Consider the following 19,575-nt stretch of genomic DNA (forward strand, 5'->3'; position numbering starts at 1 on the left):
CGGCATGCTCGATACGCTCGTGCGGCTACGGGATGTCGTTCATCCAGAGGTCGGCGTCGTGGCAGCTCAAGCAGAGGTTGACGGACTCGCCGTGGCTCTTGTGGCAGGTGGTGCAATCGAGCTGCATGTCGTAGTGGAAATTGTCGTGAGGGTTGACGTCCTCGCCGATGGCGGCCGTCCGCTCGGCCACCCTCTCGTAGCTTCCGTGGCACGAAAGACATGTGTCGGCGGTGACCGCGGCCGCCCCCTGTGTCGGGTCCTCTTCGTCGTGGCAGGCGCCGCACTTCATGTTGTTGGCGACGTGGCTCTCATTGCTGAGCGGCCAGGCGGCTGCCAGCTCCTTTTGGCTCGCAGGGGCGGAACCCCCGGCGTTTTGGCTGCTCGCGCACCCGAGGCAGAGTGTTCCCGCCGCAAGCGAAACGACGACCAAGCCTGCTAGTACTCTTCTCACTGCTCCTCCTTCGATGTCTCGACCGTTGCCGCCTTTCTTGTTTCCGGCTGGTGCCGGTATCCCCACTGCGCGGCAAAAGTCATCCCATAGGATGACTATATGATACCGGGGAACCTTAAGCTTGTCCAATGGGAATGACACAGAGACAGATGCTCGGCAGCAGGGTCCGCACGCTGCGCGAGGGGCAGGGCCTGACGCAGGGTCAGTTGGCCGCCATGATCGGCAACAACACCAAGCAGTACATCTCAGCCCTGGAAAAAGGTGACAAGAACGCCACCATCGACGTGCTGTGCCGGATCGCGAAAGCTCTTGACGTGAGCGTGCGCGACCTGATCGACTTCTAGGCCCGGCCCGCGTCGACGCGTCCCTAGCGGATGTGGGCGGGCTTCTTTCCCCAGTAGAACTGCAGGAAGTGCTTGCGATAGCGGGGGTCGTCGGGGTTCTTCGGCTCGGCGATCAGGCGCAGCGTGGCCTTCGCGATGTCCTCGGCCGCGTCGGGATGGCGCAGGAAGCTGCCGTTGATCAGCATGGCGTGGGCGCTTTCGGGGTTCCTCGCCACGTGGCGCAGCGTGTCGAGCAGCTCGCGCGCGGTGGTCACGTGCATGGCGGCGCCGAGCGAGGTGAGCATCTGCACGTTCACCTTCTCCTGGCCGTAGGCCTTGCCCAACAGGATCATGGGCACCTGGGCGCACAGGCACTCGGTGACCGTGAGCCCGCCCGACTTGCAGATCACGAGGTCGCTGGCCGCCATGAGCGCCGCCATGTCGTCCACGTAGTCGAGCACGGTGGCGTTGGTCAGCCCCAGATCGGCGCACTCCTGGCGCAGGTGGCGCGCGTAATCGGCGTCGCTTCCGGCCACGAACACGAAGTGCAGCGTGTCGTCGAAGCCGTGCAGGTAGGGCAGCAGCTTGTCGAGCGCGGTGCGGAAGTGCACGTAGGGGCGCGGCAGGTAGGCTCCGGCCAGCGCCAGCACGACGCGGCGGTCCTGCGGCAGCTCGAGCTGCTCGCGGGTGGAGACGCGGTCGTAGGTGCGGCGGAAGTCGTCGCGCGTGGGGATGCCGGTGATGAGGATGCTCTCCTCGGGCACCTTGCGCGGGCGCAGCGTCTCGGCCATCGACTCGTTCGCGACGCAGAACAGGTCGGCGGAGCGGTGCGGCCAGAGGCCCTCGGTCTCGTAGTCGGTGGGGACGCACACGATGGGGTAGTGCTGCCCGGTCAGCATGCGCGCCGCCACGGCCACGTTGGCGGCGGTGATGTGCGTGCACACGATAGCGAGGGGCTTCCTCTCGCGCACGTAGTCGGTGAACTTGGAGTACATGAGGTGCGACCAGGCGGAGCCGCCTCCCCACAACAGGCGCCCGGTGAGCGTGAAGCGCCAGGTGAGGTCGTAGATGGGACGCGTGGCGCCGGTGAACAGCGAGGCGGCGTTGTTGCCGTCGAACACGATGCGGCCGTAGTCCAGCACGTCGATCACCTCGACGTCGAGGTCGGCGGGGACGGGGGGCTGCGCGTCGCTTCCGTCCGCGGTTGCGTCCGCGTCCTCGGCCCGCGCGTCGCGCATGAGCTCGAACGCCTGCGCGACGGCGTAGGCGGCGCTGCGGTGGCCGGAGCCGACCGACGCGTGCATCACGATGACGGTGGGCTTGACGGGCTCGGGATCGGCCTCGGCTTCGAGCTCGAGCTCGCGTTCGGCTTCGGGATCGACGGGCGCGAGGCCGGTCGGCTCGTCGGCGCTTCCCGGCTCGAGGGGGGCGGGGCCGTCTTCCGCTGCGAGCGGGCGTGGGGTGTTCTCGTCGGTGTTCATGGCTCCATCATACCGCAAACGGGCTGCAAGCGAACGGCTCCGGCGCGTTGCCCACCGCATCGCCGCATCTGCGCGGCGCGGGGGAGCGCGGGCAAACGAAAACGCGCGCAGGGCGAGCCTGCGCGCGTATCATCCATGGTGCCCCCAACGGGAATCGAACCCGTGTCTCAGCCTTGAAAGGGCCGCGTCCTGACCTCTAGACTATGGGGACGGTTTGCGCGATTCCGAGCTGGAAAAGCAGCCTGAACATTATTACAAAGCGGGCGCGTCAATGCAAGTGCTTTTTTCCGGCGTGACGGCGATTTCTCGCCCGGTCGTACGGAGCGGTCGCGCTCCGGACCGATGTGTGATTCAAAAATTAGTTGAACACGATGGGCTGCTCGGGCTGCTCGTTGCCGGAGTGGTAGGATTTTTTCCATTACAATCGCACAGGTCCCGAAGGTCAAGCCCTTGAATATCAAACAGATTCAATACTTCGCCGCAGTGGTCGAGCATGGCAGCCTTTCCGCTGCCGCGAAGAGCCAGCACATCACCGTGCAGGCGATCTCGAAGAGCATGGCCGACCTCGAGTCCGAGGTGCGATGCGATCTGTTCGTGCGCAACAACCAGGGCATGCAGCCCACCACGTTCGCGAAGACGATGTACGAGCAGGCCGTGCCGGTGCTGGCCCAGTTCTCGGAGCTCGAGACGTTCGCCGCCCGCTACCGGCGGGCCGACGGGGGAATCGACCGCCTGCGCCTCGCGTTGAACACGCCGCCGTTCTCGGACAACGACGTGGTGCGCGAGAACACGGCCGCGCTCGTGCAGGCGCAGACGGGCATCGAGACCACCATGGCGCTGGCCACGGGCGCGGCGGGCCTCGCCGGGCTGAAGTCCTTCGAGTTCGACGTGCTGATCACCGTGGGCGCGTTCGCGCACCCCGACGTGGAATGCCGCCCGGTGGGCACCGTTCCCTCGGCGGTGTTCATGGGCAAGGAGCATCCGCTGGCCTCCAAGGAGGCCGTCTCGCTGGCCGAGCTCGTCCCGTATCCGGTGGCCGCTCCCAACTGGTTCGACGAGTCGAACGACAGCATCGTGTCGCGGTACCGCGCGATGGGGACGGACCTCACCTTCGTGGAGATGGACCTGGCGGACGTCAACCGGCATTTCAGGGCCGGCGGCGTCATCTTCACGACGGGCATCCCGGCCATGGAGAAGTCGCACGCGATGACGGCCGTGCGCCCGTTCGTCCCGCAGGACTCGGTGACGGTGCCCATCTGCGCCGTCTACCTGAAGGAGCGCAGCGGCGAGGTCGAGGCCGTGCTGCAGGATCTCTTCTCGGTCGGGCTAGCGTCCTTCGGCTTCTGAGCGCGATGCGCGCGGCGGCACGAGGTTGGGAAGCTGGGACACGACCACGCCCAGCATGATGACGACGATGCCGGCCACCTGGAACGCGTCCACGGGCTCGGACAGGATGAGCACCGAAACGGCGATGCCGCACGGCAGCTCCGAGGAGGCCATGATGGTGGACAGGCCCGCCGACAGGTGCGGCGTGCCGATGCCGAACAGCACCACGGGCACGAACAGGCCGAACACGCCCAGGATCAGCCCGTACTTCCAGATGCCGGCCTGCAGCGCGCCGCTGGCGAAGTAGTCGGGGCACACGGCGAACCCGAGGATGCACGCGCCGAGGCACACGACGAGGCCGCGCTCGATGGGCGGCAGGTCGACTCCGATGCGGGAGGAGAGGAACATGAACGTGGCGCAGCTGACGGCCGACAGCAGCGCGCAGGCGATGCCGAGCGGGTCGAGGTAGCCCACCGTGGACGAGAACAGGCCGCTTGCCAGCAGCGTTCCGCCGAGGATGATGACGGCCGCGCCGATCTCGGCGCCGTGCGGCCTGCGCCGGGTGGCGATCACCTGGAAGACGATGCCGATCCAGGTGAATTGGAACAGCAGCGTGATGGCCACCGACACGGGCAGCATCGTGAGCGCGAAGTTGTACAGCACGCAGGTGGTGCACGTGGTGAGGCCGAGGCCGAGCAGGGCGAGGACGCGCTTGGGGGCCAGCGGCACGGGCCGCTTGCCGAACGCGGCGAGGACGACGAGCGCGACGGCGAACAGCAGCGCGCCGAAAAACGCCTGGCTGGCGGCCGTTTGCGCCCAGGCGAACCCTTCGGCGAAGGCGCTCTTCACCGTGGCGGCCATCACGCCGTAGCTGGCGCCGCCGAGAAAGACGACGGCCGAGTATTTCAAGGTGTTCTTCTGCATGGCGGCCATTGTAGCGCACGTTTGTGCGGTGTGCGAGTACAATAGGCGCCATGCCCCTCCATCGCTACATACTCGACCATGCGGACGCCGTGCTCGAAGCGGCCCGCGACCATCTGGGCGCCCAGCGCGCCGCGGGGCGCGTTCCCGTGCTGCTGGTGCCGAGCCCTGCTGCGGCGTCGCGAGCGCGCCGCGCCTTCGCGGAAAGCCCCTGCGCGCTCGGCGTGCGGGTGGAGACGCCCGCGTCGTGGGTGCGGGATCGCTGGGACCTGTTCGGCGACGGCCGCCGCATCGTCGCGTCGTCCGAGCGCGCGCTGCTGGTGCGCCGCGCCTGCCTGGAGGCCGACCGCACGGCCCTCGACGCCACCCCGGGCACCGTCGACGTGCTCGCGCGCCTGGCGCGCGAGGCGCTGCCGTACCTGCTGGAGGCGCCGGGCGCCGCGGTTGCCGGGCTCAGCCCGGCCGAGCGCGACGCGCTCGCGGTGCTCGGGCGCTACGCGGAGCTGCTGGCCGAGGGCGGCCTGTGCGAGTCGTCGCAGGCGGCGGCCTGGCTGCCCGCGGCGTTTGCGGCGGCGGGCGCCGCGGAACCGCTCGTGCTGGCCGGGTTCGACGAGCTGGGCTACGCCGACGACCGCATGATCGCCGCGCTCGCGCAGCGGGCGGACGTCGTGCGCCTCGACGACGGCTGCCGCGCGCCGTCCGCGTCGGCGGAGCGCGCGCCCGAGCTGCAAGGGCTGCTGGCGCGGCTGTTCAAGCCGGCGGCTGCCGCGCCGTTGGAGCCGACGGGGCGCGTGCGCTTCCTGCTGCCGGCGGGGCGCTACGCCGCGCCGGCGCTCGTGGCGGGCGCGGTGGCGCAGGCGGTGCTCGACGAGCGCTCGCGCGCGGCCGCCGAGGGGCGCGCCGCGCTGCCCGTGGCGGTTGCGGCGCGCGATGCGCGCGCGCTGTTCGACGAGGTGGCGGACGCGCTCTGCGAGCGGGGCGTGACGTCGGCGGCGGAGGCGGCCCGCCCGTTCGCCGACACCGCGTTTGGCCGCTCCTTCCTGGCCCTCCACTCGTTCATGCACGGCGCGTGGCGCATCGCGCAGGCGTCGGACTTCGCGTTCGGCCCCTTCTCGGGCATCGGGCGGCGCACGGCCTGCGAGCTGGACGCCGCGTGGCGCGGCGACCGCACGGTGGAGCGCGAGCGCATCGTCGCCGACCTCTCCCGCGAGAGCGAGGCGGCAGCCGAGGTTCTCGCGGCGCTCGCGGCCGGCGACGTGGACGGGGCGCTTGCGAGCCTCGAGGGGCGCCTGCGCGCCCGCGTCGACCTCGATCCGGCCTTTCGCGCCGAGCAGCTGGCGGCGGCATCGCGCGCCCGCGCCTTCGCGGCTTCGTGCGCCCGCACGGGCACGGCGTTCGCCGAGGCGACGGCGCTGCTGGAGCGCACGCCGGTCTCCGCCGGCGCCCGCGCGGGTGTCGACGGGGACGCGGAGCCCGAGGCGCTGTTCATGTCGTTGGCGGACGCGGCCGAGCGCCCCTCGTGCTCGTGCTGCACGCTCGTGCTGTGCGACCTCTCGGCGAGCGCCTACCCGGTGCGCGCCGTCGAGGACGGGGGCACGCTGCTGATGGGGAAGCTCGGCCTCGACCGGCCCGCGGACGCGCTGGCCGACGCGCGCCGCCGGTTCTTCCGCGCGCTCTCGACGGCGCGCGACGCGGTGGTGTGCGAGCGCGTGCTGAACACGGTGGACGCCGACGAGGCGTACCCGGCGGTGATGTACGAGGAGCTGCTCGACTGCTACCGCGCGGCGGGCGACGACGGCGACGGCGACGACCGCGCGACGGGGCTTCCCGCCGCGCTCGCGCCGTTCGCGGCGCAGGCGGGGGAGGACGCCCTGCACGACAACCTCGCGCTCGCGTGCGCCGGCGTGTGGGGACGCGCGGGCGGCGTCCTTCCCACGCTGTCGTGGGAGCTCCCCGCCGCGGGCGCGGTGTCGCCCGCGCAGCGCCCGCGCATCGTGCTGCCGCGTTCGCCGCGCGAGGGGCTGCTCGGCGCCGACGCGCCGCTGGCGCTGTCGCCGTCGGCGCTGGAGAGCTACCTCGAATGCCCCTACAAGTGGTTCGCCCTGCGCCGCCTGCGCCTGTCGGAGCCGGACGCCGGGTTCGGCCCGCTCGAGATGGGGAGCTTCTCCCACAACGTGCTGCGCAGCTTCTACGAGCGCTTCCGCGCCGCCGGCTGCGCGAAGGTGGAGGCCGCCGCGTTGCCCGAGGCCCGCGCGCTGCTGAGCGAGACGTTCGACCGCCATCTGGAGTCGCAGCGCAGGCTCAAGCGCTCCGCCAACCCGCTCATCCCGCGCACCGCGTTCGAGCAGGCCGAGACGAACGACCTGAAGAAGAAGCTCGTCGCGTTCCTCGATCGCGAGGCGCTGCTGCTGCCGGGCTTCGAGCCGACGCGCTTCGAGTTCGACTTCGGCTCGAGCGAGCCGTTCCCGTACGCGGGCTGCCTGCTGCGCGGCAGCGTGGACCGCATCGACGTGAACGGGGCCGGCCAGGCGGTGGTCATAGACTACAAGGGCTCGCTCAGCGGCGATTACGCGCTGGATTCGGCGTCGCCCGCCGCGCAGGCGGCCGGCGCGCTGCTGCCTCACAAGGTGCAGACGCTCATGTACGCCCAGGTGGCGCGCAAGGTGCTCGGACTCGACGTCGTGGGCGCGCTGTACGTGTCGTACGGGCGCGACCGTCGAGTGGCCGGCGCGCTCGACCGCGCGGTCCTCGGCGAGCGGGACGTGCCGGGCATCGACGTCGAGCGCTGCGGCGTGCCGGGGCCGGCGGGCGAGGCGCTGGGCGTCTCGTCGTTCGGCGAGCTCGTGGACGCGGTGGAGGAGCGCATCGGCGAGGCCGTGCGCACGCTGGCCGGCGGCTGCATCGGCCCCGACCCGCGCGGGACCGACCCCTGCGGCTACTGCCCCGTGCTCGCCTGCGAGAGGAGGCGCGCGCTATGAACCTCGCCACCTGCACGCCCGGCCAGCGCCAGAGCATCGAGCACGTGCGCGGCCCGCTGCTCGTGTCGGCCGGCGCCGGCTCGGGCAAGACGTTCACGCTCACGCAGCGCATCGCCTACGCGCTGCTGCCCGAGAGCGGGCCGGCGGTGTCGAGCATCGACGAGGTGCTGGCCATCACGTTCACCGAGAAGGCCGCGGCCGAGATCAAGGCGCGCGTCAAGCGCACGCTGCGCGCCGAGGGCCTGGCCGAGGAGGCGCTGCGCGTCGACGGCGCCTGGATTTCCACCATCCACGGCATGTGCGCCCGCATCTTGCGCGCCCATGCGCTCGACCTGGGGATCGACCCGGCTTTCGGCATCATGGGCGACGCCGAGCGCGCCGACCTCATCGCCGACGCCATCGACGGCGCGCTCGGCGAGGACAACGACATCATCGCGCGCGGCTCGTACGCCGCGCTGTTCGACGAGTACCCGGCGCGCTCGGCGATGCCGCTCGCGCCGTCGGTGGCTTCCATGCTGCAGGCCCTGCTCGACAAGGCGGTGGGCCTGCGCGGCGGCCTCGACGCGCTGGACTTCGGACCGCCGCCGGCGCAGGCGTCGGCGCTCGCGCGCGAGCTGCTGCTGGCGTACGAGGGGGTGCTGCCCGCGCTCGAGCAGGCGGGGAAGAGCGCGTCGGCCGAGCGGGCGCGGGCCCAGGCGGCCGACGCGGTGGAGGCGCTCGGCGCGTTTCTGGCCGACGCGTCCGCGGCGGACGACGCGCGCGCGCTGGCGGCCGTGGTCGACGGCTGCGCCTACCTGCCGTGCACCTTCGGCGGCGCGGCCGTGAAAGCGGAGGTCAAGGCGTACCAGGCCGTGCACGCGCGCGTGGCCCAGGGCATCGCCCTCGCGCTGGCGTACCCGCTGTCTGCCGAGCTGGCGAGGCTCGCCCGCGAGGTGACCGCCCGCTACGAGGGCGCGAAGCGCGCGGCGTGCAAGCTCGACAACGACGACCTGCTCGTGCGGACGCTCGACGCGTTCGAGCGCCATCCCGACATCGCCGCCCGCTACGAGGACCGCTTCAAACTCGTGATGGTGGACGAGTTCCAGGACACGAGCCAGCTGCAGATCGACATGATCGCGCGCCTGGCCGGACCGAGGTGCGCGCATCTGTGCACGGTGGGCGACGCGCAGCAGTCCATCTACCGCTTCCGCGGCGCCGACGTGAACGTGTACGAGGCGCACAAGCGCGCGATGCGCGCCGACGAGGTGGGCGCGCTCTACGTCGAGCTCACGAAGAACTTCCGCAGCCACGGCGACGTGCTGTCGTTCGTCGACCGCGTGTTCGAGCAGCCCACGGTGTTCGGCGACGCGTTCATGTCGCTCGCCCCGAACGAGCGCCGCGCATCGCGCTACCGGGGCCGCGCGCCGCGCATCGACCTCGTGCTGTCGCTGCAGCCCGCGGGCCGCGGCACCGGGGTGCGCACGGCCGACGTGAAGCGCGCCGGGGCCGAGGCCATCGCCCGGCGCTTCGCCGCGCTGCGCGAGGACGGCCACGCGCCCGGCGACATGGTGGTGCTGCTGGGGAAGATGAGCCGTGCGGGCGTGTACGCCGAGGCGCTGCGCGCCGAGGGCTTCGAGTGCGTGGTGACGGGCGGGTCGCTGTTCGCGTCGGCGCCCGAGGTGCGCGTGGTGGCGCGGTTCGTGGAGGCGCTCGCGAACCCGGCGAACACCGCCGCGCTGTTCGAGGTGCTGACCAGCGACATGGTGCGGCTCTCGGCCGACGACTTCCTCGCGCTTTCCACCGAGGAGGATCCCGAGACCGGGTGCGTGCGCCGCCGCGACCTCGACCGCGGCTTCGCTTGGCTCGCGGCGCAGGCCGGCGACCTGCCGCCGCGGCTCGCCCACGCCGTGCGGCTGCTCGACCGCGCGAGCGCCGAGGCGCGCACGCGGCCGGTGGCCGACGTGGTGCGCGACGCCGTGGTGCGCTCGGGATGGATGGCGCGGCTCGAGGAGGCGGGCGCGGTCGGCACGGCGTGCGCCGCGAACGTGCTGAAGGCCATCCGGCTCATCGAGAACCTCGAGTCCGAGCGCCATCTGGGCCTGGCCTCGACGGCGCGCGCCCTGGCCGACGAGCTGGCCGTGGGGCTGAAGGAGGCTCCCGGCGCGCTGTCGGGGGCCGGCGGCGACGTGGTGAAGATCATGACCATCCACGCCTCGAAGGGCCTCGAGTTCCCCATCGTGGCGCTGGCCGACTTCGCCGACGCGCGCGTCGGCAGCGGCAAGCTGCTCGTGGAGACGTGCGGCCCCGTCGCGCGTGCCTCGCTCGCTCCCGCGGGGTCGCTCGAAGCGTTCCCGCAGCTGGCGAAGCGTTCGGGCGTGTCGGCTTCCGCCGGCGACGATGCGGACGACGCCGGCGCGCTCGCGGCGCGGCGCTACGTCGAGGGCGCGGACGTCTCCGGCTGCGCGCCCGGCGCGCCGTCGTGCACGCAGGCGGCCTACCGCGCCCAGCTCGCCCGGCGCGCCGCCGACGAGGAGCTGGCCGAGGCGCGCCGCAAGCTCTACGTGGGCCTCACGCGCGCGAGCGAGGCGCTCGTCGTGGCGATGGACGCGAAGGCCCCCGCCGCGGGCAAGCCCCCGACCTACGCGCCGCTCGTGGACGACATCCGCAGCGCGCTGTGCGGTTCGGGCGACTTCCCCGAGGGCGACTCCGAGCTCGCGTACGGCGGCACCGCGCCGGCGCGCTTCGAGCGCATCCTCGTGCAGGCGCCGGAAGAGCCGGCCGACCAGGGCGCCGCCGCCGCGGAACCCGCCCGGTTCTTCGTGCCCGTCGTGGACGACGCGCCCGCGCCGGCCCGCTTCGCGTGGAGCGCCGCGCGCGCGGGCGCATTCTCGTACTCGTCCATCGCCCCGAACCCGACGCTCGCGCCGGACGACGACGCGCCCCGCGCGGCGGATGCCGACAAGGCGACGGATCTCGGCAGCGCCTTCCACCGGGCGGCGCAGCTGGCCGTCGAGACGGGGCGCGAGCCGGGCCCGGAGCGCCTCGCCGCGCTCGCGGCGGCCTACGGCCTCACGGCCGATCAGCGCGCGCGCCTGGCCGACGCATGCGCGCGCTGGTTCGCCAGCGCGACGTGCGCCGACGCGCGCTCCTGGCGGCTGTGCCGCGCGGAGGTGCCGTTCGCCGTGCGCCTGGCCGATGCGCTCATGGAAGGCGAGATCGACCTGCTGTGCACCGACGGCCCGGAACTCGGCGGCGCCCGCGCCCTCGTCGTGGACTACAAGACCGGCGGCAGCGACGACGAGCTGCCGGATGCGCTGAGGGACAAGCACCTCCTGCAGGCGCAATGCTACGCCTACGCGCTGCTGTCGCAGGGGTGCGCGGAGGTCGAGCTGCGCTTCGCGCGCGTCGAGCATGCCGAGGGCGGCGATGTGCAGACGGTGCGGTACCGCTTCGCCGCCGCCGACCGCGACGAGCTGGCCGCCCGCATCCTGCAAGCGCGGGAGGGGTAGCTCGAACGGGGGGGGGGGGCATCGCCCCTGTGCGCTGCGCGCGGCTGTGCGCCGGCTCGTGCAACGCCGGAACGTTCCGAATGGCAGCCGGTGCAGGGAAACGCTGTCGGAAACCCGATTTTGCATCAGGTAGCGCCGATTGGCCGTCGCACGCAGAGCCTGCGCGCATATGCGTTTGGCCCGGGCGAGCCCCTCGTCGATCCCGCTGTGCTATCATGTAACCGGAAAGCTACATTACGACACCCCTATCAGGTAAAACGTTCCGAACCTTTAATTCTCTCAGGAAGAAAGTCATAAATCACGACTGCATATTTTCCCGCTTGTTTGCTAGGATACGGGCCGTGAGAGGGGTGCGGATCGGGGAGTGCGTAGCGGGCATCCATACAGCGATCCCGCCCCTCGTTTGCACGATCACGCCCGGCCGTTCCTCCCGTAGCGCTCGTAGGCCTGCGTCACCTGCAGCTCGTACTCCTTGCGGGTGCCCTTGACCACGGTGTCCAGGATGAGGCCGCTCGCGAACGCGAGGATGCCCACGAACACCAGCGCCACGGCCAGCAGCGCCGAGGGCAGCTTCGGCACGAGGCCGGTCGCCGCGAACTCCCAGATGACGGGGATGCCGGCCACGAGGCCCAGCACGCAGAACAGAAGCGCGAGCCAGCTGAACAGCGCCAGCGGGCGGTAGTCCTTGAACAGCGACATGATCATGCCGAGCACCTTCATGCCGTCCGAGAACGTGTTGAGCTTGCTCTCCGAGCCCTCGGGGCGGTCGCGGTAGTCGATTGCCACCTCGGCGATGCGCCAGCGCTTGTCCACGGCGTGGATGGACAGCTCCGTCTCGATCTCGAAGCCCGGCGACAGCACCGGCATGGTCTTGGCGAACACGGCGTTGAATGCGCGGTAGCCGGTCATGACGTCGGAGAACTCGAAGCCGTAGATCCACTTGATGAGCGTGCGCACGAGGTCGTTGCCGAAGCCGTGGAAGGCGCGGTCGTTCTCCTCGCCGTAGGTGCCGTTGGACAGGCGGTCGCCCACCGCCATGTCGGCCTCGTCGGCCATGAGCGGCGCCAGCAGCGCGGGCGCGGACTCGGCGGGGTAGGTGTCGTCGCCGTCCACCATGACGTAGTAGTCGGCGTCGATGTCGCGCAGCATCTGGCGCACCACGTTGCCCTTGCCCTGGCGGCGCTCGGCGCGCACCTCGGCGCCGTGCTCGCGGGCGATCTGCGCGGTGCCGTCGGAGGAGTTGTTGTCGTAGACGTACACGGTCGCCTCGGGCAGCACGCGCTTGAAGTCGTCGACGACCTTGCCGATGGTGACGGCCTCGTTGTAGCAGGGGATGAGCACGGCGACGGTGCCGGCGCTTGCAGCGTCGCGCGGCGTATCGTTCTTCTGATCCACGAATCACTCCTCGGTTCTGTATAGGTGAGAATCATCCTACTCGAAACGGCAGGCCAGCGCCAGACGGCTCCGTTGTTTTCCAGATGAAACGCGGTAAGGAAGCCGTTTTCGACCGGTAATATTGCGCCCTGAACCTCCTGTTACAATGGGGAGCGCCCGCTACGATAGGAAGAGGGGCGTCCTCCCGATGGAATTGATTACCCGCTCGCGCGAGCGGCGGCGCATTGCGCTTGTCGTGGTCGTGCTCGTCCTCACGCTCCTGATCGCGCTCGTCTACACGGTGGTGTCGTCGCGCGAGGCGACGTCCGCCGCGGTGGAGACGATGAGCGAAGTGTACTTGCAGGAGCTCAGCGATCAGGTCATCGCCCACTTCAACACCGGCATCGACGGCAAGTTCTGCCAGATCGACACCGTGGGCAGCTCGCTTTCGCTCTACCAGCCCGCCGACCTCGACGAGGTGCGGGACTTCCTCGCCTGCATGGAGGCCGACGACGAGGAGTACGCCTACCTCGCGCTGCGCGGCAACGACGGGCGCTACTACACCGCCCGCGGCGTGGCCGCCGCCTCGGACGACGACGCCGCCCGCGGCGACCTGTCGCTGTCGTATCGCGACGCCAGCGGGCACGACGTGATGCTCTACGACGGGACGATCGCGCTCGTCGATGCCTTCGACCCCGTCACCTGCGGAGACGTGACCTTCACCGCGGTGGTTGCCGGTTACGACGTGAACATCATCTCCGGAAGGCTCAACCTCGATCTGATCAAGGGCAGCTCGCGGTCGAGCGTCATCGGCTTCGACGGCACCTGCATCGCCGGGTGCGACGCCGAGGGGCTGTGCAACGGCGACAACCTGTTCGACGCGCTCGAGGCGACCGCGCGCCTCGACGACGGCTTCACCATGGACCAGGTCCGCGAGGCCGTGGACGAGGGCGACTCGTTCCTCCTTCCCTTCTGGTACAAAGACCATCACGAGTACCTGTACTTCCGGCCGATGGACAACCAGGACTGGTACCTGTGCACCGCGATGCCCTACGGCGTGGTGGACGAGGACATCGCGGGCCTCAGCAAGGTGCTCATGCAGAACGCCGTCCTCATGGCCACCATGATCGTGGCGGTCATCGTCATCTTCTTCCTGATCTACTATCGGCTGGTCAAACGCAACACGCGCCTCCTTTCCGACGAGAAGGACCGCGCCGAGCGCGCCTCGGAGGAAGCGCGGCGCGCCAGCCTGGCGAAAAGCGAGTTCCTCTCGCGCATGTCCCACGAGATACGCACGCCGATGAACGGCATCATGGGCATGACCGCCATCGCGCTGGAGCACGCGCACGACGAGGAGAAGACGCGCGCCTGCCTCGAGAAGATCGACGTGACGTCCGAGCACCTCATGGCGCTCATCAACGACATCCTCGACATGAGCAAGATCGAAAGCGGCAAGATCGACATCAAGCGCGAGACGTTCGACTTCGCCGCGTTCGTGGGATCGCTCAACGCCGTGTTCGGCACGCAGGCGCTCGAGCAGGGCATCCGCTACGAGACGGAAGAGGCGGGCGCGCTGCCGTCGCTGCTCGTCGGCGACGGGCTGCGGCTGAACCAGATCATCTACAACCTCGTGGGCAACGCGTTCAAGTTCACGCCGTGCGGGGGAAGCGTCACGCTGCGCATCGAGGAGCTGCCCGCGCGACCGGACGACGACGCCGGGCGCGGCGACGACCCCGTCTGGCTGCGCTTCTCGGTGACGGACACGGGATGCGGCATCGAGCCGGAGAACCGCGAGCGGATCTTCTCGTCGTTCGAGCAGGGCGACGACGCCTCCCGCATGCGGGGCGGCACGGGCCTCGGCCTCGCCATCACGAAGCGGTTCGCCGAGATGATGGGCGGCTCCATCGCGCTCGCAAGCGAGGTGGGGAAGGGGTCGACGTTCACGGTGGACATCCCCTTCGGCCGCGCCGCCGCAGGCGAGGGGCCCGCGGGCCGCGACGGGGCGTTCGGCCTGAGCCGCCCGTTGCAGGCGGACGCGGACGACGCCTACGACTTCTCCGGCAAGCAGATCGTCATCGCCGAGGACAACGAGCTCAACCGCGAGATCGCCACCGAGGTGCTCGTCATGACCGGGGCCGAGGTGGTGGCGGTGTCCACGGGCGCCGAGGCCGTGCGCGTGTTCGAGCGGTCGCGCCCGGGATCCGTCGACCTCATCCTCATGGACATCCAGATGCCCGAGATGGACGGCTACGAGGCGACGCGCGTCATCCGCGCGCTCGACCGCGACGACGCGCGCACGGTGCCCATCATCGCCATGACGGCCAACGCGTTCGTCGAGGACGAGGAGCGCAGCCGCATGAGCGGAATGGATGGCCATCTGAGCAAACCCCTTGATATCCGCCTCGTATATGCCACAATAGACGGGTTTTTGAGGGAGCGGCCCCGGGGCGGGGGAGCGTAGGGCGAAAGGACGCGCGGTGAAGAAGCTCATTGCTCAGATCATGAAGTTCGGCGTGGTGGGCGTCATCGCATTCGTCATCGACTACGGCCTTCTGGCCCTGCTCACCGAGGCGTTCGGCGTGAACTACCTCGTGAGCGCCACCATCTCGTTCACGGCCTCGGTCGTGTTCAACTACGTGGCGTCCATGCGCTACGTGTTCACCCACAAGGAGGGCATGAGCCGCCGGCGCGAGTTCGTCATCTTCGTCGTGCTGTCGGTGATCGGCCTTCTGATCAACAACGGCTGCATGTGGGCGGGCGTCGAGCTGCTGGGCGCGCACTACCTGCTCGTGAAGATCGGCGCCACGTTCATCGTCGTGGTGTGGAACTTCGTCACCCGCAAGAGGTTCCTCGACGCGGGCGACCAGCCCGGCGAGATCCTCTCGGACATCGAATAGCCCGGGCGGCCGCGCGTCGCGGAGGCGTCCGGGGCGCGCGGGCGACAGCGCGTTAGCGCGCCGCCTCCGGATCGAGGAACACGCGCGAGCCCGTCGCGCCGCGCTGGCCCTGGTACTTGCCGTCGTACGGGTTCTTCGCCGCCTCGTCGAGCTGGGCGAACACGAGCTGGCCCACGCGCCGGCCCGTGCGCAGCTCGAGCGCGCAGCGGTTCGCGTTGAACAGCTCGAGCGTGATCTCGCCCTCGAAGCCGGGGTCCACCCAGCCGGCGTTCTGCACGAACAGCCCCATGCGCCCGAGCGAGCTGCGCCCTTCCACGAAGGCCGTCAAGTCGGCGCCGAGGCGCACGTACTCCATGGTGGTGGCCAGCACAAACTGGCCCGGCAGCAGGATGTAGCGGTCGGTGCGGATCGTCTTGTAGGCGATCTCGTCCTCGAGCCCGACGATGCCGCTCGGCGTGTCCTCGACGATGCTGAACGTGTCTCCCAGGCGGATGTCCACGCTGGCCGGCTGGATCTGCCCCGGCTCGAGCGGCTCGATGGCGAGGCCGCCCTCGGCGATGAGGCATTCGATGGTGGCGTCGGACAGGATCATGGGCGCTCCTTTCGTGCGCGCCGCTCGAGGCGCGCGAAAATGCTGACCACTTCGACATGGTAGGTTTGCGGGAACAGGTCGACGGGCTGCACGCTCTCCAGGCGGTAGCCGCAGGCTTCGAAGCGCGCGACGTCACGGGCCCAGGTGGCCGGGTCGCAGCTGACGTAGGCCACGCGCGTCGGCTCGGCGGCGGCGATGCTCTCCACCACGCCGTCGGCCAGCCCCGCGCGCGGCGGGTCCACCACGAGCGCGTCGAGGTCGCCCAGCTCGGGCAGCTCGCGCGCCGCGTCGCCGCCGATCACCTCGACGTCCACGCGGTTCAGATCGGCGTTGCGCCGCAGGTCGCGCACCGACGAGCCGGCGGCCTCCACGGCCAGCACCTCGGCGCCCGCCTGCGCGAGCGGCACCGAGAACGTGCCCCCGCCCGCGTACAGGTCGGCGATCAGCAGGTCGTCGAGGCCCTCGGGGCCGTCCTCGGCCATGCGCCCTCCCAGCCCCTCGATCACGCACGCGACCAGCTTCTCGGCCTGCGCGGTGTTCACCTGGAAGAATGACGGCGCGCTGGCCAGGTAGCGGGCGCTGCCCAGCTGCTCTTCCCAGCAGCCCTTGCCGTCGAGCGTCTCCACGCCCTTGATCTTGCGGGCCTTGCCGGGGTCGGCCATGACGCGCACGATGCTCGACGCCTTGACGGCGCTCTTGACGGTTTTCGCGATGTGGCCGCGCGGGAACGAGCCGGGGTTCGTCCACAGGGCCACCTCGAGGTCGCCCGTGCGCAGGCTGTGGCGCACCCCCACGCGGAAGATGCCGAGGTCGGCCGACCCCTGCGCGAACTTCAGCGCGCCGCGCAGCGCCTTGGGCGCCTTCGCGATGGCGTCGTGGGCCAGCGGGCAGATGCCGGGGGAGGCGATGTCGTGCGTGCCCTCGCGGTGGAACCCCAGTTGGAACGTGCCGCGCTCGTCGAACGCAGCGCCCAGCTCCAGCTTGTTGCGGTAGCCCCACTGCCGCTTGCTCGGCAGGCAGGCGCGCACGAGCTCCTCGGCGCGCTCGTGGTCGAGCTTCGCCGTGCGCTCGAGGGCCGCCACCACGTTGGCGCGCTTCGCGTCGAGCTGCGCGTCGTAGGCCAGGTGCTGCCAGGGGCAGCCGCCGCAGGTCGCACCCGCCTCGCAGCGCGGCTTCGCGCGCAGGGGCGACGCCTCCTCGAGCCGCGCGATGCGCGCGCGGGCGAACGTCGGCTTGTCCTCGACGATCTCGACGGCGGCCACGTCGCCGGGCGCACCGCCTTCCACGAACACGGTTTTGCCGTTGTCGAGGCGGCCGACGGCCTGCGCGCCGTAGCCCATCCGGTCTATCGTTATGATTTCTTCCATTGAATACGCCCAAATCTTGATTTTGTTTTTCCGTTTCGCCCATGATAGCGTATAATCTCCTCCACCGTGCCCTTGTAGCTCAGGGGATAGAGCGTCTGCCTCCGGAGCAGAAAGCCGCAGGTTCGAATCCTGTCAAGGGCACCATCTTTGTTTTGCCGGTTGACGGCCGGCGAACGTCCCGACGCGCGCAAAGCGCTCTCGCGTCGAATCATGCCGTGGATGTTCTACGATTTTTCAGGTTGGGTGGGCTTGACCTGCTAAACTTCACCCTTGTATGCGATACTTTCGCCCCGTTTCGCGCGGGCGCACGATAGCAAACAAACGAAAAGGAGCCGACCTATGGCGCAGTACACTCCGGAATACCAGCCCACCGGCGACGAGATCGCCGTCATCACCACGTCGAAGGGCACCATCCGCGTGCAGCTGGCGGGCAAGGACGCCCCCATCCACGTGGGCAACTTCGTCGAGCTGGCGCGCAAAGGCTTCTACAACGACCTGAAGTTCCATCGCCACGTCCCCGGCTTCGTGATCCAGGGCGGCTGCCCGAACACGCGCGACCTGTCCTCCGACGAGGTCGTGAAGAAGGCCGGCAACCCGTTCGCGGGCCTCGGCACGGGCGGCCCGGGCTACTCCATCAAGGAGGAGTTCTCCACGAACCCCAACAACAAGCACCTCGACGGCTCGCTGGCCATGGCGCGCTCGCAGGATCCCAACTCCGCCGGCTCGCAGTTCTACCTGTGCCTGGGCGCCCAGCCCATGCTCGATTCGGGCTACACGGTGTTCGGCCAGACCATCGACGGCATGGACGTCATCGGCGAGCTGCGCGTGGGCGATGTGATCGAGAGCGTCGAGATCGAGAACGCCGCCGAATAGCGGCTTTGCCGCCGAGGCGATTCCGCGAAGATACGAAGGAAGCAGATGAACAACGACTTATTCCAGCAAGCCCGTGCGGCGTACGCGCGCAAGGACTTCCAAGGCGCCCTTGCGGCGTACACGCAGTGCTTGCAGGATGCGGGCAGCTCCCTCGCCCCCGGCGAGGTGGGCCTGCTCTACCACCAGATCGGCAACTGCCTGGTCAAGCTCAAGAACCCGAACGAGGCCATCCACGCCTACACGCAGGCCACCGCCGACGCGGCCTACGACGCGTGCGGCGCGGTGAACTACAACCTCGGCATGGCCTACGCCTCGCTGCACGATTACGAGGACGCCGTCAAGCACTTCGAGATCGCCGTGTCCGACGCCAAGTACGACGCCTCGTACAAGGCCTACGCGGGCATGGGCAACGCGCTGCTGAAGCTGGGCAAGTCGGCCGAGGCCGGCGTGGCCTTCCGCGAGGCCGCGCTCGACGAGGCGAACCCCGATCCCACGAAGGCGCTGCTCAACCTCGGCGTGTGCTTCATGGCGCTCGACCGTCCGGCCGACGCCGTGGCCTCGTACGAGAGCGCGCTGCAGTTCGACATGCAGCCCGACACGCGCAACAAGCTGTACGCGAACCTCGGGCAGGCCTACGTGGCCAGCGGCCAGATGCAGAAGGCCGTCAACGCCTTCGACGAGTCCATCGCCGACAAGACGTACTTCCTCAGCGACTCGGCCAGCGTGGACTACCAGCGCGCCATCGCCGCCGTTTCCCAGGGAACGGCCGAGGTGACCCAGGTGATGGCCCCGGTCGCGCCGGTGGCCGACATGTCGGGCCTCGACGTGGCCGCCGACGGCACGGCCGTGTATGTCGACCAGGACCCCTACGCGGGCGGCCAGGACCCGTACTACTACGCCGACCCGTACTCCCAGGCGCAGACGAACCCCTACGGCGCCCCGGGCGCAGAGGACCATTTCTTCAACGCCAGCGACGAAGAGCTCGAGCAGTGGTCGAAGGGCCTCGCCAAGCAGGATCGCAAGCGCCGCAACGTGGGCCTCAAGATCCTCGTCACCATCGTCCTGCTCGTGCTCGTGGCCTTCGGCGCCGTCGTGTTCCTGTACACGCAGGGCTGGGGCTACCCGTCGCAGGACCAGGTGGTGGAGCAGCTGTTCACCGACCCGCAGTCCGCGTTCGCCAGCGAGGTGACCGAGGACAACGCCGCGTCCATAACCGAGATCCTCGATCTGGTGGACAGTCCCGTCATCGACGGCATGGACAAGTCCATGAGCGACTCCACCGTGTACGTGACGGCCAAGACGGCCGAAGGCGGCGACATACAGTTCAAGGTGTCCCTCGTCCGCAACATGATCGGGTGGAAGGTCTCGAACGCCGAGATCTACTCCCCGAGCCAGAACTAACTCGCGCGGCCCTGCCGCCCGTGCCGACGCGCGGGACGACGGGGCCGTTTTCTGCGTCACCCCAAGAGCGTTCGTACTCGAAAGAGAGAGAAAGGGCACTACA

At 69.8% G+C, this 19,575-nt stretch carries 14 protein-coding genes and 2 tRNA genes; 9 read left to right on the forward strand and 7 right to left on the reverse strand.

Going from position 1 to position 19,575, the window contains the following annotated elements; translation table 11 throughout:
• Positions 1-25: 25 nt before the first annotated feature.
• Positions 26-451 carry a cytochrome c3 family protein gene (locus GS424_RS17915; RefSeq protein ID WP_160943256.1) on the reverse strand — a complete coding sequence of 142 codons (426 nt, stop codon included), beginning with the start codon at positions 449-451 and terminating at the stop codon, positions 26-28.
• Between the two features lie 128 nt (positions 452-579).
• On the opposite strand from GS424_RS17915, the gene GS424_RS06500 reads away from it, so the two are divergent.
• Entirely contained in the window at positions 580-795 is a 216-nt protein-coding gene (locus GS424_RS06500; protein ID WP_160943257.1) for a helix-turn-helix domain-containing protein, read from the forward strand.
• A 23-nt stretch (positions 796-818) separates the two neighbouring features.
• Here GS424_RS06500 and GS424_RS06505 read toward each other — a convergent pair whose 3' ends face one another.
• Both GS424_RS06505 and GS424_RS06510 read right to left on the reverse strand, forming a co-directional pair.
• Positions 819-2,255: a glycosyltransferase gene (locus GS424_RS06505; RefSeq protein WP_193666554.1), complete on the reverse strand. Its 1,437-nt coding sequence runs from the start codon at positions 2,253-2,255 to the stop codon at positions 819-821.
• A gap of 136 nt (positions 2,256-2,391) precedes the next feature.
• Positions 2,392-2,466: transfer RNA gene (locus GS424_RS06510), tRNA-Glu, on the reverse strand.
• A 239-nt stretch (positions 2,467-2,705) separates the two neighbouring features.
• Here GS424_RS06510 and GS424_RS06515 point away from each other — a divergent pair.
• On the forward strand, positions 2,706-3,602 hold the full coding sequence (locus GS424_RS06515) for a LysR family transcriptional regulator (protein WP_160943259.1): 897 nt from the start codon (positions 2,706-2,708) through the stop codon (positions 3,600-3,602).
• Here the strand turns inward: GS424_RS06515 and GS424_RS06520 are convergent.
• Positions 3,582-4,505, reverse strand: coding sequence for an EamA family transporter (locus GS424_RS06520; protein ID WP_244977694.1), 924 nt, complete (start codon positions 4,503-4,505; stop codon positions 3,582-3,584). The genes GS424_RS06515 and GS424_RS06520 overlap by 21 nt on opposite strands.
• A gap of 50 nt (positions 4,506-4,555) precedes the next feature.
• Here GS424_RS06520 and GS424_RS06525 point away from each other — a divergent pair, with 50 nt between their 5' ends.
• Positions 4,556-7,480: a PD-(D/E)XK nuclease family protein gene (locus tag GS424_RS06525; RefSeq protein ID WP_160943261.1), complete on the forward strand. Its 2,925-nt coding sequence runs from the start codon at positions 4,556-4,558 to the stop codon at positions 7,478-7,480.
• A complete protein-coding gene (locus GS424_RS06530; protein ID WP_160943262.1) occupies positions 7,477-10,968 on the forward strand; it encodes a UvrD-helicase domain-containing protein in 3,492 nt (1,163 codons plus the stop codon). The genes GS424_RS06525 and GS424_RS06530 overlap by 4 nt, the downstream gene beginning before the upstream one ends.
• Before the next feature lie 411 nt (positions 10,969-11,379).
• Here GS424_RS06530 and GS424_RS06535 read toward each other — a convergent pair whose 3' ends face one another.
• Positions 11,380-12,363 carry a glycosyltransferase family 2 protein gene (locus tag GS424_RS06535; RefSeq protein WP_160943263.1) on the reverse strand — a complete coding sequence of 328 codons (984 nt, stop codon included), beginning with the start codon at positions 12,361-12,363 and terminating at the stop codon, positions 11,380-11,382.
• Between the two features lie 187 nt (positions 12,364-12,550).
• Between GS424_RS06535 and GS424_RS06540 the strand changes: the two genes are divergently transcribed.
• Both GS424_RS06540 and GS424_RS06545 read left to right on the forward strand, forming a co-directional pair.
• Positions 12,551-14,803 (forward strand): ATP-binding protein, encoded by a 2,253-nt coding sequence (locus tag GS424_RS06540; protein WP_244977695.1) that lies wholly within the window; start codon positions 12,551-12,553, stop codon positions 14,801-14,803.
• A 16-nt stretch (positions 14,804-14,819) separates the two neighbouring features.
• Complete coding sequence (locus GS424_RS06545) at positions 14,820-15,239, forward strand: GtrA family protein (RefSeq protein WP_160943265.1); 420 nt, start codon at positions 14,820-14,822, stop codon at positions 15,237-15,239.
• Between the two features lie 52 nt (positions 15,240-15,291).
• Here the strand turns inward: GS424_RS06545 and dcd are convergent, their stop codons facing one another.
• Both dcd and rlmD read right to left on the reverse strand, forming a co-directional pair.
• On the reverse strand, positions 15,292-15,831 hold the full coding sequence (gene dcd, locus GS424_RS06550; RefSeq protein ID WP_160943266.1) for a dCTP deaminase: 540 nt from the start codon (positions 15,829-15,831) through the stop codon (positions 15,292-15,294).
• Positions 15,828-17,198, reverse strand: a complete 1,371-nt coding sequence (gene rlmD / locus GS424_RS06555; protein ID WP_160943267.1) for a 23S rRNA (uracil(1939)-C(5))-methyltransferase RlmD — start codon at positions 17,196-17,198, stop codon at positions 15,828-15,830. The genes dcd and rlmD overlap by 4 nt, the downstream gene beginning before the upstream one ends.
• A 68-nt stretch (positions 17,199-17,266) precedes the next feature.
• Here rlmD and GS424_RS06560 point away from each other — a divergent pair.
• From GS424_RS06560 to GS424_RS06570, 3 genes are all read left to right on the forward strand, one after another.
• Positions 17,267-17,342 (forward strand) — tRNA-Arg (locus tag GS424_RS06560).
• Positions 17,343-17,537: 195 nt separating this feature from the next.
• On the forward strand, positions 17,538-18,071 hold the full coding sequence (locus GS424_RS06565) for a peptidylprolyl isomerase (RefSeq protein WP_154334512.1): 534 nt from the start codon (positions 17,538-17,540) through the stop codon (positions 18,069-18,071).
• Between the two features lie 45 nt (positions 18,072-18,116).
• Entirely contained in the window at positions 18,117-19,472 is a 1,356-nt protein-coding gene (locus GS424_RS06570) for a tetratricopeptide repeat protein (protein ID WP_154334511.1), read from the forward strand.
• The last annotated feature ends 103 nt before the right edge of the window (positions 19,473-19,575 follow it).

It is taken from the genome of Eggerthella guodeyinii (assembly GCF_009834925.2).
GTDB lineage: Bacteria > Actinomycetota > Coriobacteriia > Coriobacteriales > Eggerthellaceae > Eggerthella > Eggerthella guodeyinii.